The 14,088-nt window shown below is 64.7% G+C and carries 14 protein-coding genes; 6 read left to right on the plus strand and 8 right to left on the minus strand.

Features of this window, described 5'->3' with window-relative positions:
* Positions 1 to 5: 5 nt before the first annotated feature.
* Genes EP237_RS07585 through EP237_RS07595 form a run of 3 tightly spaced genes read right to left on the minus strand, consistent with a single transcriptional unit; the run spans position 6 to position 3,252 of the window.
* Positions 6 to 854 (minus strand): fumarylacetoacetate hydrolase family protein, encoded by an 849-nt coding sequence (locus tag EP237_RS07585; protein WP_127559743.1) that lies wholly within the window; start codon positions 852 to 854, stop codon positions 6 to 8.
* Positions 851 to 1,786: a ketopantoate reductase family protein gene (locus tag EP237_RS07590; RefSeq protein WP_127559745.1), complete on the minus strand. Its 936-nt coding sequence runs from the start codon at positions 1,784 to 1,786 to the stop codon at positions 851 to 853. Before EP237_RS07590 ends, EP237_RS07585 begins: the two co-directional genes overlap by 4 nt.
* Positions 1,783 to 3,252, minus strand: a complete 1,470-nt coding sequence (locus EP237_RS07595; RefSeq protein ID WP_240661568.1) for a trimethylamine methyltransferase family protein — start codon at positions 3,250 to 3,252, stop codon at positions 1,783 to 1,785. The genes EP237_RS07590 and EP237_RS07595 overlap by 4 nt, the downstream gene beginning before the upstream one ends.
* Positions 3,253 to 3,452: 200 nt before the next feature.
* Here EP237_RS07595 and EP237_RS07600 point away from each other — a divergent pair, with 200 nt between their 5' ends.
* From EP237_RS07600 to EP237_RS07625, 6 genes are all read left to right on the plus strand, one after another.
* Positions 3,453 to 4,349 carry a LysR substrate-binding domain-containing protein gene (locus EP237_RS07600; protein ID WP_164744652.1) on the plus strand — a complete coding sequence of 299 codons (897 nt, stop codon included), beginning with the start codon at positions 3,453 to 3,455 and terminating at the stop codon, positions 4,347 to 4,349.
* A 61-nt stretch (positions 4,350 to 4,410) separates the two neighbouring features.
* Positions 4,411 to 5,250 (plus strand): flagellar motor protein MotB, encoded by an 840-nt coding sequence (locus EP237_RS07605; RefSeq protein WP_127559751.1) that lies wholly within the window; start codon positions 4,411 to 4,413, stop codon positions 5,248 to 5,250.
* Between the two features lie 96 nt (positions 5,251 to 5,346).
* The gene (locus EP237_RS07610; protein ID WP_127559754.1) at positions 5,347 to 6,648 is read left to right on the plus strand and encodes a flagellar hook protein FlgE; all 1,302 of its coding nucleotides are present in this window, start codon (positions 5,347 to 5,349) and stop codon (positions 6,646 to 6,648) included.
* Between the two features lie 21 nt (positions 6,649 to 6,669).
* Positions 6,670 to 8,124 (plus strand): flagellar hook-associated protein FlgK, encoded by a 1,455-nt coding sequence (gene flgK, locus EP237_RS07615; protein ID WP_127559755.1) that lies wholly within the window; start codon positions 6,670 to 6,672, stop codon positions 8,122 to 8,124.
* Between the two features lie 2 nt (positions 8,125 to 8,126).
* On the plus strand, positions 8,127 to 9,137 hold the full coding sequence (locus tag EP237_RS07620; protein ID WP_127559757.1) for a flagellin: 1,011 nt from the start codon (positions 8,127 to 8,129) through the stop codon (positions 9,135 to 9,137).
* The gene (locus tag EP237_RS07625) at positions 9,134 to 10,234 is read left to right on the plus strand and encodes a flagellar basal body P-ring protein FlgI (RefSeq protein WP_127559759.1); all 1,101 of its coding nucleotides are present in this window, start codon (positions 9,134 to 9,136) and stop codon (positions 10,232 to 10,234) included. The genes EP237_RS07620 and EP237_RS07625 overlap by 4 nt, the downstream gene beginning before the upstream one ends.
* Before the next feature lie 11 nt (positions 10,235 to 10,245).
* Here the strand turns inward: EP237_RS07625 and EP237_RS07630 are convergent, their stop codons facing one another.
* From EP237_RS07630 to fliF, 5 genes are read right to left on the minus strand one after another with little or no spacing between them, the layout of a single operon-like run.
* A complete protein-coding gene (locus EP237_RS07630; protein WP_127559761.1) occupies positions 10,246 to 10,692 on the minus strand; it encodes a hypothetical protein in 447 nt (148 codons plus the stop codon).
* A gap of 11 nt (positions 10,693 to 10,703) precedes the next feature.
* Entirely contained in the window at positions 10,704 to 11,432 is a 729-nt protein-coding gene (gene fliP / locus EP237_RS07635; RefSeq protein ID WP_206052266.1) for a flagellar type III secretion system pore protein FliP, read from the minus strand.
* Positions 11,425 to 11,712: a FliM/FliN family flagellar motor switch protein gene (locus tag EP237_RS07640; RefSeq protein WP_127559763.1), complete on the minus strand. Its 288-nt coding sequence runs from the start codon at positions 11,710 to 11,712 to the stop codon at positions 11,425 to 11,427. Before EP237_RS07640 ends, fliP begins: the two co-directional genes overlap by 8 nt.
* On the minus strand, positions 11,705 to 12,307 hold the full coding sequence (locus EP237_RS07645) for a PX domain-containing protein (RefSeq protein ID WP_127559765.1): 603 nt from the start codon (positions 12,305 to 12,307) through the stop codon (positions 11,705 to 11,707). The genes EP237_RS07640 and EP237_RS07645 overlap by 8 nt, the downstream gene beginning before the upstream one ends.
* Positions 12,304 to 13,968 carry a flagellar basal-body MS-ring/collar protein FliF gene (fliF, locus tag EP237_RS07650; RefSeq protein WP_276316984.1) on the minus strand — a complete coding sequence of 555 codons (1,665 nt, stop codon included), beginning with the start codon at positions 13,966 to 13,968 and terminating at the stop codon, positions 12,304 to 12,306. The genes EP237_RS07645 and fliF overlap by 4 nt, the downstream gene beginning before the upstream one ends.
* Positions 13,969 to 14,088: the final 120 nt, after the last annotated feature.

Consider the following 14,088-nt stretch of genomic DNA (forward strand, 5'->3'; position numbering starts at 1 on the left):
CCCGCTCAGTCCGTGCCAACCCGGTTGCACAGGACACCCACACCGGGCACGTCGATTTCCAGCACGTCACCCCGCTTCAGGAAGCGTTGCGGGCTGCGACTGCCTCCGGTGCCATCGGGCGAACCCATGGCGATCAGGTCGCCTGGATGCAACGGGATCATGTGCGAGATGTAGGAAATCACCTGCGGGATCGAGAAGAACATTTCGCTGGCGCTTGCATGCTGCACGATCTGGCCGTTCAGCCGCGTGGTCAGCTTCAGCGCCTCGGGCACGTCGATTTCATCGGCGGTGGTGATCCATGGCCCGCAGCCACCCGACGCGGCGAAATTCTTGCCCGCATGCACCGAATGCTTCTGCCATTCGCGCACGGACCCGTCATTGACGACGGTAAACCCGGCGATATGGGCATGGGCCTGATCGGGGCTGATATGGCGCGCGGCCCGGCCAATGACCACACCGATCTCGCCTTCATAGTCAAAGCTCTCGGCGGCCTCTCCCACAGGGATCTCCAGCGGCGTGTCATGAGGGACGAGCGTGCCATCCAGCTTGGCGAAGAGGATGATGTTTTCCGGACGGGTCACGCTTTGATCCAGCGGGTAACGCTTTGGGTAGTTGATGCCCACGCAGATCACCCGCGCTGCAGGGTGGATCGGCAATCGCCAGGTGATGCCCGACACCGGAACCGGCGGTTGGGCCAGTGCGTCGGCGCGCAGGTCGGAGAGTGCCGCAGCGGCCAAGACATCATGCAGATCGGGAAACCGCATGCGAAACCCGTTGCTGACCGGGTGCGCATTGCCCCCATCGATCAGGCCATAGGCCTCAACCCCATCCTGCTGCCAGCGTGCCAGTTTCATGCCTTGTCCTTTCCGAATGCCGCCTCGCGGGCGCGCACGATGGTGCTGAGCGTCTGGTTATAGGGTGTGGGCAGGCCGATTTCGGCCCCCAAAACCGGCACCATCCCGTTGATTGCGTCGATCTCTGACGGGCGGCCAGCCATGTGGTCGAGCAGCATCGAAGGCCGCGCATGGGGCATCTGCGCGGCGAAAGCGGTGACATAGGCCTCCGGGTCATCGAAGGAGAAGTCGATGCCCTTGTGCAGACCGATGGCATAGGCCTCGCGCATGCAGTTGAGCGCCAGGGCACGGGTCTCGGCGTTGTCCATCACCTCACCCACGGTACAGCCGATCACGGTGCAGGGGGCGGACAGGGTGACATTGCACAGGAATTTCTCCCAGATCAGCTGATTGATGTCGGCAAAGGCCTTCACGTTGAACCCGGCCCCCTGCCAGACCTCCGCCAGCTGTTCCAGCCGCTCGGTCATGCCGCCGCCCATTTCGCCGATGCGGATCAGCTTCATGGCATTGTGATGCGCGTGGCCCGGACCCTTCATCGAGGCCCCGAACCCATCCGCCACGCCAAGGATCACATTGGCGGTGTCCATGTGATGACCGATCCGCTCGCCCGCACCAAGTCCGTTCTGGATGGTCAGGATCAGCGTTTCCGGCCCCACGCACCCGGTCAGCGCCCGCGCCGCCTCCCCCACGGCAGAGGCTTTGGTGGCGATGATCACCAGATCGACCATCGGAAGATCAGCTGGATCAGCGGCGGTGCGGATGGTCTTGACCACCCGGTCACCGCTGGCCCCTTCGACCCGCAGGCCGGTCGTGGCGATGGCGTCGAGATGCGCCTGCCACGGATCCACGGCCCAAACCTCGTGACCGGCATCGGCCAGCAGCCCGGCATAGACAGAGCCCATGGCCCCAACTCCGAAAACGGCGATCTTCATGCGGGCCTCATTCTGGTTTGCGGCAGACGGATATCGAAGCGCGCGCGCAGCGCCTCGTCGATCTCGGCCGGGATATGACAGGGAAAATGCGATGCGAGGATCTCGCGCGCACGGGCGTTGGCAGTGCCACGGATATCGGGCGATCCGGCGGCGGCCCAGTCATCCGGGCTGCGCCGGTCGGATACGTCGGGATAGAGGAAATCGCTCTGCATCCGCTGGTAGGTTTCGGGGCGACCAAGGAAATGGCCCTCGCCACGCGCCACCTCTGCAATCGCAGCCACGGATAGCGCGCTTTCGTCCATTTCGATCGGGGCCAGCGACCGCAGGATCACCCCGAGCATATCGTTGTCGATGATATAGGCCTCAAGCGAACAGGCCATCAGCCCGGCCAAGGCCCCGCAGGCCTGCGTGATCATGTTCGACCCGGTCTGTGCCGCCATGGACACGCTGAGCGATTTCTCGAACCCCGCCTGCGCGTCCGGCAGTTTGCTGTCCGTCGCGCCCGCGATGGTGGAATTCGGCAGGCCGTAGTGCCGCGCCATGCGTACGGCGGCGGACGTCAGCAAAGCCTGTTCGCCACAGCCACCCGCCATGCCGCCAGTACGAAGGTCGGTCACCATGGGACGCGGGCCAAAGATGATCCGCGCCTGCGGGTTGGCCAGCCATGCAACGATCACCCCCGCCAGTGTTTCGGCAATGGTCTGCGCCACACATCCGGCGATGGTGACAGGGCTGGAGGCCCCAAGCTGACCGAAGGTGTTGCACTGCATGGGAATGCCAAGCCGGGCAGCCTCGATCATCACCTCGCAGGCCTCTTCCGAGAAGCGCAGCGGCGGCACGACGTGGTTGATCGTCAGGGACAAAAAGGGCCGGTCCCGAAACGCCTCGACGCTGCCCGCGATTGCAAAGCACATCTCGGCGATTGCCCGCACCGCCTCAGCGCTGGACGCGCTGACGACGACGTGTTTGGCCGTGCCCGCCAAGGCCGCATAGGCGGTGTTGACGTCAAGCGACAGGTCGTCATCCATGTCTCGGGCCACGACCGGGCGGGCGAAGAAGTGGATGTTGTCCAGCACATCCACCACGCGCGCGGCATCATAGAGGTCGGCCAGAGTCGACGCTCTGTAAATTCCGCTGTCGATATCCACCATCTGCGGCGATGCCCCGCCGGTGCCCACATGCACCTGCTGACCGGTCAGCTGCATATCCAGCCCCGCTGCCCGGCCGCATAGAGTGACGTCCCGCCCAATGCCCGCCAGCGCCCGGTCTTGCAGGTCACGCGGGAACATCAACCGGCCCTCCCCGGTCAGGCTGCCCCCTGCAGCGGTGACCAGATCCACAACGGCTTGCGGCGGTTCCGCCATCCCGACCTCGGACAGGATAGCGCGTGCGGCCGCGTCAATCCGCGCGATGGCGTCCGCGTCCAGCGGGTCCAGCCGCCCCCCGGAAAGCCTGTTGCGGGGCACGGGTTTGAGTGCGTCATCCGCATCACCGCTGCTGCCTCGCCGCCGCCCTCTGCGTCGTGTTCCCGTCTGTGCCATCCCGGCGGTCTCTCCTGTCCTGCTGTCTTCCGGATAGTTTCCAAACCGGAACAGTTGGACAAGCGACTATTGCAGGCTCTATGCATAAAGAAAACCTCATCCATAGCCCCTCTGCGGATCGCGTCATGAAACTTCCCAACAGGCGCCTGCCCCTGACCGCGTTGCGCAGCTTCGAGGCCGCGGCACGGCTGCTCAGCTTCAAGGATGCCGCAACCGAGCTTTGTGTCAGCCCCACCACCATCAGCAACCAGATCCGCCAATTAGAACAGGACTGGGGCTGTCAGCTGTTCGTTCGCAAGACCCGCGCCGTGGTACTGACCGATGCGGGCCGGTCGCTGGCCCGCGTGGTCAGCCGCGCCTTCGATGATATCCGGGCCGAGGTCGAATCCCATATCAGCACCCCGCGCAGGACCGTCACCCTTGCGGTTGGCCCGATCTTCGGGTCCCGCTGGCTGATTCCCCGGCTTGGGCGGTTCCGCCAGCAGCACCCCGATATCGAACTCGTGCTTCACCACAGTCCCCGGATCACCAACGAGGCCGCGATGGTAACGCAGATCGCCGTGGATTGGGGCATAGGGAACTGGTCGGGACTGGATGCGCGCAAGCTGATGGAGATCAGCTACAGCCCGGTGGTCAGCCCTGCCCTGATCGACCAGATGGGCGGGTTGACAACCCCCGCCGACCTTGCCCGTTTCCCGATCATTCATCAGCAGGACCGGTCGGAATGGGCGGCATGGCTGGCATTGGTCGACTTGCCTGATCCGGGTTTCGCCGAGGAAACCGTCATCACCGATTCCAACGTTGTGCTGCAGGCGGTCAAAGACGGCCTGGGTGTGGCGCTTGGCGTCTTTCCCCTCGTCGCGTCCGAGATCGAAAGCGGTGCGCTTGTCCAGCCGTTCTCGCAGATGCTGCGTCCGAGCCGGGCCTTTCACCTTCTGACGCGAAGCGGCGCGGCCTTGTCACCCGAAGCGAGGAAAACCTGCGACTGGCTGATCAACGAAGCCAGCCAGAGCCCGCATTAAGCCTTCCTTCACTGCCCGCCGCTAGGCTGCCCGCCGACAGTCCCATTGGGTGAGGCAGGCCATGGCCGCGCAGAACGAATTACGCCCGATCATCATCAAGAAGAAAAAGGTCAGCGGCGGCGATGGCCACCATGGTGGCGCGTGGAAGGTGGCCTACGCGGATTTCGTGACCGCCATGATGGCGTTTTTCATGCTGATGTGGCTACTCAACGCCACGACGGAACAGCAGCGCAAGGGGATCGCCGACTATTTCAGCCCCACGGTACCCATTGCCCGGATCTCGGGCGGGGGCGACGGGTCTTTCGGCGGCGACAGCCCTTTTTCGGAAACCGTTGTCGCCCAGAACGGCACCGGCGCCTCTGACCGGCGCCCCACCGAGGGGCGGCAGGCCATGGGGATGGAAGGGACAGACCACAGCGCCGAGGAACTGGAACAGGCGCTGATGGAGGATATCGAGGATTCGCTGATGGATGGCGGCGGCGATGCGCGGGTGTCGGATGAGACACTCGATCATGTCCAGACGCGGCTGACAGATCAGGGGCTGGTGGTCGAGATCTTCGCCCGCCCCGGCACACCGCTTTTTGGCTCGGATGGCACCACGCCCGAGCCCTGGCTGGAAGACCTGCTGGCCGTGATGGCAGCGCTTTTCGGGACCGTCACCAATGGCGTCGCGGTCGCGGCACATGTCCGGTCCGACCCGATCGTGGTGGCGGAGGACACAGCCTGGGACCGGTCCACCGCTCAGGCTCAAGCGCTTCGCACCGCGCTGCAACGCGCCGGGCTGGATGCGGAGAGGTTTCAGCGCATCACCGGGCACGCAGACCGCAGCCCGGCGGTCGCCGACCGCATGGCAATACGCAATGACAGGGTCGAAATCACCCTTCTGCGCAGCCTGCCCTGAGGGAAATCAGTTCGATTTTTATCTGTTAGGCCCCTGTTAAATGCGCCCGTGCTTGTCTGGCCCAAAGGACGAGATGCAGCAGAAAGGCGCATTCCAATGACGATTTCCTCCTCGCTCAATTCCGGGGTTGCCGGGCTCAACGTGAACGCCAGCCGCCTCGCCACGATTTCCGACAATATCGCGAATTCGGGCACCTACGGCTACAAGCGCGCCGTGACCAACTTCCAGTCGATGGTGATCTCTCAGGGCCATGGCAGCTATTCCGCTGGGGGCGTCCGGGTCATCACCGGGCGCATGATCGAACAGCGCGGCACGCTGATCACCACCGACAACCCCACCGACCTGGCCATTGGCGGGCGCGGCATGCTGCCGGTCACCACGGCCGCTTCCCTGGAATCCCAGTCCGGCAATCAACCTGTGATGCTGGCCACCACCGGGTCCTTTCGCCCCGATGCCGATGGCGTGCTGCGCACGGAAACCGGGCTGGTTCTGCTTGGCTGGCCAGCCGATGGCGATGGCACCATCCCCACCTTCCCGCGCGACACCACGGACGGGCTGGAACCGGTGCGCGTCCATACCAACCAGTTCGCGGGCGATCCCACCACCCAGATGGAACTGACGCTGAACCTGCCCGCCACCGCGACCGAGGCGGGCGCGTCGGGTGATACCGTTACCATGTCGACCGAGTATTTCGACAACCTCGGCACCTCCGAAGTGCTGGAGATCAATTTCACACCCACCGTCCCCGCCTCCGGATCTTCGAATGAATGGACCATGGAGATTCGCGATTCCGCATCTGGCGGGGCCGTGATCGGGGAATACACCCTGACTTTCGACGATGCGCGTGGCAGTGGCGGCAACCTTCTGTCCGTAACAGCCATCTCCGGCGGTGCCTATAACGCCACCGATGGCACGATCGAGGTCAATGTGAATGGCGGCCCGATGGAGCTCGATATCGGCATCATCGGTGAACCCGGCGGTTTCACGCAACTGTCCGACAGTTTCTCGAACGCGCCCGTGGTCAAGGACGGCTCTCCGGTCGGCAACCTGTCGTCGGTGGAGGTCGATGGCGAAGGCATGGTCCACGCGATCTATGACAGTGGCTTTACCCGCGTGATCTATCAGGTGCCGCTGATTGACGTGCCCAACCCCAACGGGCTGATCGCCCTGTCGAACCAGGCCTATCAGATCTCGCCCGACAGCGGATCGTTCTTCCTGTGGGATGCGGGCGACGGGCCGACCGGTGACATCGTGGGCTTCTCTCGCGAGGAATCCACAACCGATGTCGCGGGCGAGTTGACCCAGCTGATCCAGACGCAGCGTGCCTATTCCTCCAACGCCAAGGTCATCCAGACGGTGGACGAGATGTTGCAGGAAACCACCAATATCAAGCGCTGATCCGGGCGCTGAGGCCAGGTCATGACCATTTCCAACGCCCTCTCTGCGGCCCTGACCGGGCTGACCGCGTCCAGCCGGGCGGCGTCGGTGGTGTCGGAAAACATCGCCAACGCCCGGACCGAAGGGTTCGGCGAGCGCAGCCTGACCCTCTCCTCCATCGCCCATGGTGCGGGGCGCGGGGTGCAGGTCGTGGGCGTCACCCGCAGCTCGGACCCGGTCATTCTTGGCGAACGCCGATCCACCGAGGCCGCGCAGGGCGAGGCAGAGACCCGCGCAGGCTACCTGCAACGGATCGAGACCCTGATCGGATTGCCGGGTGAGGGCGCCAGCCTGTCCGCCCGGTTCGATGCGTTCGAGACCAGCCTCGTGTCCGCCGCCAGCCGCCCCGACAGCCAGGCCCGGCTCGACTCCGTCCTGAACGCGGCGCAACAACTGGCAAGCACGCTGAACAACATCTCGGACGGCATCCAGGAGATCCGCCAGCAGGCCGATGCGCTGATCGCCACCGAGATCACCCATCTCAATCGCACGCTCAGCGCGATCCACGACCTGAACGGCACCATTCGAACATCCATCAGCCGGGGAGAGAACGCGCTCGGCCTTATCGACCGGCAACAGGCGCTTATCGACGGCATCGCCGATCTCGTCCCGATCCGGGAGACCCGCAACGACGCGGGGATGGTCAGCCTCTACACCACCGACGGGCTGCCGCTGGTCGAGGGCCGCCCGGCAGAGTTCGGCTTTTCCGCCACGCCCGCGATCACGCCGCTAATGTCCCTGCAGAACAACGACCTGTCGGGCCTTACCGTGAATGGCCGTCCGATCAGCACCTCGGGCAGCTACGCGTCGCTCTCCGGCGGGCGGCTGGCGGCCCTTTTTGCCGTCCGCGACGAGATCGCCCCCCAGGCACAGGCGCAGCTCGACGGGCTGGCGCTCGACCTGACCGCGCGGCTGGACAATCCCGGCCTTGATCCGACCCGGGCCGCAGCGGACCCTGGCCTTTTCAGCGACGACGGACTGCTGGCCTCTGCGACCTATGAAGACGGTCTCGCCGCGCGCATCACGGTAAACGCCGCCGTCGATCCCGACCGGGGCGGCGCGCTGTGGAGGCTGCGCGACGGGGTTGGCGCGACGAGTGAGGGCGCCCCCGGCGATCCCACGCTGCTGCAAGGCATCCTCGACGCGCTGCAGACCGAACGCCCGACCGCCTCCACGGCCTTCTCCTCCGCAAGCCGCAGCATGGCCGAGCTTGCCTCGGACATCCTGTCGCTCACCTCCATGGACCGGCAATTTGCTGATGCCAGGGCCGCCGAAACCTCGGGCAAGTTCACCGTGCTGCGAGAGGCGGAACTGTCGCGTGGGGTCGATGCCGACCGGCAGATGCAACGCCTGCTGGAGATCGAGAACGCCTATGCCGCCAATGCTCGGGTGATCTCGACCCTCGACGACATGCTCGACCGATTGCTGGGGCTGTAGCGATGAGCATCATTTCCACGGGCGATCTGGCCCGCAGTTTTCACCTCCGTCATCATCACCATCAGGTCAAGACCGACCTCTCACGGCTGACGCAAGAACTGGCCAGTGGGCAGCACGCCGATACGGGCAGGGCACTTGGCGGGGATTTTTCAGCGCTTTCGGGGATAGAACGCGGGTTGCGCATGGTTGCCGCCTATCGCAACGCCGCAGCCGAGGCCGCGCTGATGACCTCCGCCGTGCAATCGGCATTGGAGGCTTTGCAGGGCAACCTGTCTGACATGGCCCCGGCGCTTTTGTCGGCCACCGGCACCGATACCCTGCAACAGATGGAACTGATGGCCGCCAGCGCCCCCGACCGGCTGAGCGCCATGATCGGCTCGCTCAACCAGACGGTCGCGGGCCGGGCGCTGTTTTCCGGTGCGAATACCGATCAGGATGCGCTGATCCCGGTGGAAGACCTGCTAACCGCGCTGGAACCGCTGGCTACCGGTGCCACGGATGCGGCGGACCTGATCACGACGCTGGACAGCTGGTTCATGGATCCGGGTGGCGGGTTCGAAACGCTGGCCTATCAGGGCAGCCCCGATCCCGCGCCGGGCTTCACCGTGGCCGAGGGGGAGACGATCCAGAACCCCATTTCAGCGCTCGATCCCGGTGTTCGGCGCGGGCTGATGGGGATGGCGCTGGCCACTCTGGTCTCCAATGAAACGGGCAGTTTCAGCGATGACGAAAGACGCCAGTTGCTGGAACGCGCTGCGCTCGACATGGCGTCGGGCAACGATGGTGTGACCGATCTGCGCGCTCGTGTGGGCCATGTGGAAGGCCGGATCGAGGCCGCAGAGCTGCGCGGCGATACCACCCGCGGTCTACTGGAGCTGGAACGCAGCCGCCTGACCGGTGCCGATCCCTACACCACCGCCACCGAATTGCAGGAGGCAGAGACCCGGCTCGAAGCGCTCTACCTGCTGACCACCCGCCTGTCCCGCCTCAACCTGACGGAGTACCTCCGATGATCCGCATTCTGTTTACCCTTATCCTGGTTCTCGCTCCCCTACTGGCTCAGGCCACCCCCATCCGCATCAAGGACCTGGTGGAATTCGACGGGGTGCGCGGCAACGATCTGATCGGCTACGGGCTGGTCGTGGGACTGAACGGAACCGGCGACGGCATCCGCAACTCGCCCTTTACCGAAGAGATCATGACCAACATCCTCGAACGGCTTGGCGTCAATATCTCGGGCGAGCAGTTCCGCCCTCAAAACGTGGCGGCGGTGATCGTCACGGCCACGCTCCCCCCGTTTTCGCGGGCCGGGTCGCAGATTGACATCAACGTGTCCGCCATTGGCGATGCCGACAGCCTGATGGGCGGCACGCTGGTGATGACCCCCCTGACCGCGGCCGACGGGGAAATCTACGCCGTGGCGCAAGGCACCGTCATCGCGGGCGGGGCTGTCGCTGAAGGCGATGCGGCCAGCGTGACAGAGGGTGTGCCGACCGCCGGAACCGTCCCCTCCGGCGCGCGGATCGAACGCGAGGTGGATTTCGAGCTGTCGAGCCTCGAGACGATCCGCCTGGCCCTCCGCTCCCCCGATTTCACCACCGCCGCGCGGATCGAGGGCGTGATCAACACCGCCTATGGCCGCCCGGTGGCGGTGATGCTCGATTCCGGCACCGTCGCGCTGGACCTTGCGGCCACGCGCGAGCCGTCCGCCGCCCATGCCATGTTCCGCATCGAAAACCTGCTGGTGGAGCCCGAAAGCCGCGCCCGCGTGGTAGTCGATCAACGCTCTGGCACCATTGTGATGGGGGAAGATGTGCGCATCTCTCACGTCGCCGTGGCGCAGGGCAACCTGACTCTGCGCATCCAGGAAACCCCGATTGCCGTGCAACCGAACCCCTTTGCAGAGGGGGAAACCGTCGTCGTGCCCCGCACCCAGGCCGATATCGAGGAAGAGCCCGGCACCGGTCTAGCAGAGGTTTCGGGTGGCGCATCCCTGTCGGAAGTCATCGCCGGTCTGAACGCGCTTGGTGTCTCGCCGGGCGACATGATCGACATCCTGAACGCGATCAACGCAGCAGGTGCCCTGCATGCGGAACTGGTTGTCAGATAACGGCAGCCAGGTCAGCCACGCAGATAGCGGATTGTCGCGCGCGCAACCGGTCCCGGCAAGGCGTGCAGCGCCTGCAACTGAAGGCCCCTGGGTTGATTCCGAAGCACCATGGCAATGACCGCCGGATGCTCTTTTTCCAGCGCCGCCTCATCCAGATGATCGGCAATGCGTGCAGTCAGGGGGGGCATTCGCATAGCCGGGCTTGGCGGCGGCGTCACTATCCAGGACGGGTCTTCCTCGAACAGACCCAGTTTGCGAAACCGCTCCAGCAATGCGAGGCGATCGGCCTCTCCTCTGGCGTTTGCCTGCGTTCCCAGCCCGTCCACCTCTGTCGCCAGACCAGCCTTGCGCAACCGCTCCACTCCGGAGGGGCCAAAAAGGTCCAGCAGGACGCGCGCCTTGCGGGCAAAGCTTTCATCGCGGAGAGGGGCGGACTCGGATTGGGCCGGGTTGGGCATGGAATTCTCCTTCAGAAATAGCTGCGCACAAGGGCGCCCGTCACCAGTGCCCATCCATCCGCCACCACGAAGAAGGCCAGCTTGAAAGGCAGCGATACGATTGCGGGCGGGACCATCATCATCCCCATCGACATCAGGATCGCGGCCACGACGAGGTCGATAATCAGAAACGGCAGGAACACGAGAAACCCGATCTGAAAGGCGCGTTCCACCTCGCTCAGCATGAAGGAGGGGATCAGGACCGATGCACCCGGGTCATCGCCCTCGGGGATCTCGCGCAGGGAGGACAGGCTTTGCAGGGTCTCGGGGTCCACGCGCAGCATCATGAAACTGCGAAACGGCTCATAGGCGCGGGCCATGCCGTCCATCAGCTCCAGCTGACCGTCCATCACGGGGCCGATCCCGGCCTGATAGGCGGCCTCGAACGTGGGGGCCATGACGAAATAGGTCAGAAAGAGCGCAAGGCTGACGATCAGCATATTTGGCGGCGATTGCTGCAACCCGATAGCCTGCCGCAGGATCGACAGGACGGTCACCACGAAGGGAAAGCAGGTGATCATCACCGCAAGGCCGGGCGCGAGGCTGAGCACCGTGACCAGTGCAATGATCTGCAACGTGCGCGCGGTCAGCGTGTCGGCATCGCCCATGTCGATGGTTATGTCCTGGGCCGCCGCGGGGACGGCCAGCAAAACCGCAAGGATCCCGGCCAGCAACAGCCGTCGGCGCAAGGGCTCAGCCATTGCCGCCATCGACCAGTTCGGTGATGCGCACGCCAAGCCCGCCATCCTCCGCTTCGACCAGTTCGCCGCAGGCAACAAGCCGGTCGCCAATGAACAGCTCTACCGGGTCCTCGATGCGGCGATCCAGCGGCAGCACATCCTCTTGTCCGAGCGCCAGAAGTTCGCAGATCGACGGCCGCGCACGACCGACCGTAACCCGGACTTCGACCGGTACGCTGCGCAGCTTGCCGGACAGGCCGGAGCCCTGAAGGCCCGGGTCCTGGGGGGCAGCATCAGCCATGGCGACGCTCCTGTTCGGGGGTGGGGGACATGGTGAAATCACGAATTGCCTTGGTCATGCTGGACAGCAGGTCCGTGAGGTCGATTTCCTTGATTTCACTTGCAAAATGCAGCGTCACCCGCCCGTCGGGATATGCGGGTTCAGGGATGATCTGCAGCTCCGTTTCCATGTATTTTTCCGCCAGCCAGTCGAGCTGTTTGCAGGTTGCGGGCGCCGCTTGCAGCCGGCAGTTGCCCGTCCCGGTTGCGGCGATCATCGCGTCGATCTGATCGGACACGCGCGGCAGCACGGCATCGGCGGCCAGCTTCGGCAGAAAGCTGGACAGGATCGAGGTCATCAGTCCGGACATGCCCTGTAAAACCTCCGCGCGCGCTTCTTCGTAGGTGAACCGCAGATCGGTCAGGTTGCGTTCCAGATCGGCGGCGATCCTGTGGTCGGAGGCCGCTGTTTCGGAATTGGCATCGTCCCAGCCGGATTTGTACCCGGCCTCGTAGGCGTCCAACCGGATGGATTCCGCATCTGCATCCGACAGTGTGGCATCGCTCATGCGGGGGGAGGCCGTGAAATCCTCTAGCGACAGGGCGTGATATGTCATGTCAGTTCCTCATCTTCTTCCATCCACGAGCGCAGAATCTGAACCGTCTCCTCTTCCCGCTCCTCGATCAGACGGCGCAGGCGCGCGACCGGGTCGGAGGCCTCTTCCATCGCAAGCACCTCAGGTGAGGGGAGCGTGTCGGGCGCGTCGCCCTCTGTTCCATTGGTGAGGGCCGCTGCATCAACATCCAGGTTTTCGTCCATGGGTCGGGTGGCGGGATCTGCCGGCGGCAGGATGCCGGGGGTGGACCGGGCTGCGGCGGCTTGAAGCCTGACCCCGGGCAACCCCGCCAATGGTGGCAGCCCCGCCATTTCCGGCGCCGTCCGCATCGCCGGGCGCACGACGCCGAAGGCCACGGCCAGCGCCACCCCGACAAGGGCAGCCAGTTGCAGGAGCCGCATCGGGTCCAGCCGGGAAAGCAGTGAGGCGCCGCTGTCTTCTGTGCCCAGAACCTCGCCCTGCGGCTCGAATACCATGGATTGCAAGGTCACCACGTCACCGCGCGCCTCATCGTAGCCCACGGCGGATTGCACAAGGTCGCGCAGCGATTGCAGTTCTGCCGCGTCGCGCGGTTGCTGCTGCACCAGGCCATCGGGCCCCACGACCGGTACTGCGTTGACCAATACCGCCACCGTGATCCGCCGCACCGTTCCCGGCCCGCTTTCGGTTTCGCGCTGCGTTTCGGAAATGTCGTAGGTTACCCTCTCGCGGGTTTCGCTGGTCTGAGCCGATGACCCGCCGCCACCTGCCGCAGCATCGCCTTCAGGCAGGTTCGAGGCGACGGTCACGGCGGCGTCCCCGGCATCGCGCGAGGTGTTGGCGCTTTCCTCTGAATCCGTACCGATCACCACGCGGCTGTCGGGGTCGATGATCCGTTCGAACACCGTCTGGCGGGCGGTTTCCAGTTCCACACTGACCTCCACCACGGCGTTTCCGGGGCCGACACGGGCATTCAGCAGACGTTCCACATTGCGGCGCAGGGTTTCTGACAGGGCATTGCTGTCACCCGCCTGGGATTGCGCATCGTCATTGGCCAGAACCCGGCCGGTATCCGAATCGATGATTGTCACGTTTTCCGGCAGCAGCCCCGGCACGGCAGAGGCCACCAGATAGCGCAGCGCCTGCGCGTGGCCCGACGAGATGCCCCCTGAAACCGGCTGGATGCTGACCGAAGCGGACGGGTCACGCGCCGGGGCGAAGGGATCGCTGGTCGGGGCGGCCAGGTGCACGCGGGCCGATCGAATGCGCGGGCTGGCGGCGATGGTGCGAGCCAGCTCTCCCTCTTTCGCGCGCCAATAGGCGGCGTCGAACATCTGCGAGGTGGTGCCGAAACCGGACAGCGAATCAAGGAGTTCATATCCCGCGGCCCCAAGCGCCGGCAGGCCCTCTCCCGCAAGGCTCATGCGCAGGGCATCGCGTTCGGTTTCGTCCACATGGATCGAATCGCCGCGCACCTGATAGGCGATTCCGCGCGCCTCCAACGCAGTTATCACCTCTCCCGCAGCAGAGGGATCGAGCCCGGAATAGAGCAGCGCAAAGCTTGGCGCACCGGCCATCCGGGTCAGCAAAAACAGGATCGTGACCAGCCCTGCAAGCCCCCCGATCAGCACCCCACGCCGACGGGCATCCATCGCGCCCCATAGATCAAAGAGCTGCTGCACCTGTGTTTTCTCCTTCTGGTCGTTCTGACCTGTCAGGGTCGATCAAAGCGCAGCTCGCTTAAGATTTGGTTAGTGCTGTTCGGTTTATGTTCCTCCTGTCCCAAGACGGCATGAGGTACA

It is taken from the genome of Nioella ostreopsis (assembly GCF_004000255.1).
GTDB lineage: Bacteria > Pseudomonadota > Alphaproteobacteria > Rhodobacterales > Rhodobacteraceae > Nioella > Nioella ostreopsis.

Coding starts and splice junctions, on each gene's coding strand:
- EP237_RS07610 (WP_127559754.1), top strand. CDS start 5,347: ATGACGATTTCCTCCTCGCTCAATTCCGGGGTTGCCGGGCTCAACGTG.
- EP237_RS07600 (WP_164744652.1), top strand. CDS start 3,453: ATGAAACTTCCCAACAGGCGCCTGCCCCTGACCGCGTTGCGCAGCTTC.
- EP237_RS07585 (WP_127559743.1), bottom strand. CDS start 854: ATGAAACTGGCACGCTGGCAGCAGGATGGGGTTGAGGCCTATGGCCTG.
- EP237_RS07605 (WP_127559751.1), top strand. CDS start 4,411: ATGGCCGCGCAGAACGAATTACGCCCGATCATCATCAAGAAGAAAAAG.
- EP237_RS07640 (WP_127559763.1), bottom strand. CDS start 11,712: ATGGCTGATGCTGCCCCCCAGGACCCGGGCCTTCAGGGCTCCGGCCTG.
- EP237_RS07625 (WP_127559759.1), top strand. CDS start 9,134: ATGATCCGCATTCTGTTTACCCTTATCCTGGTTCTCGCTCCCCTACTG.
- flgK (WP_127559755.1), top strand. CDS start 6,670: ATGACCATTTCCAACGCCCTCTCTGCGGCCCTGACCGGGCTGACCGCG.
- EP237_RS07645 (WP_127559765.1), bottom strand. CDS start 12,307: ATGACATATCACGCCCTGTCGCTAGAGGATTTCACGGCCTCCCCCCGC.
- EP237_RS07590 (WP_127559745.1), bottom strand. CDS start 1,786: ATGAAGATCGCCGTTTTCGGAGTTGGGGCCATGGGCTCTGTCTATGCC.
- fliP (WP_206052266.1), bottom strand. CDS start 11,432: ATGGCTGAGCCCTTGCGCCGACGGCTGTTGCTGGCCGGGATCCTTGCG.
- EP237_RS07620 (WP_127559757.1), top strand. CDS start 8,127: ATGAGCATCATTTCCACGGGCGATCTGGCCCGCAGTTTTCACCTCCGT.
- EP237_RS07630 (WP_127559761.1), bottom strand. CDS start 10,692: ATGCCCAACCCGGCCCAATCCGAGTCCGCCCCTCTCCGCGATGAAAGC.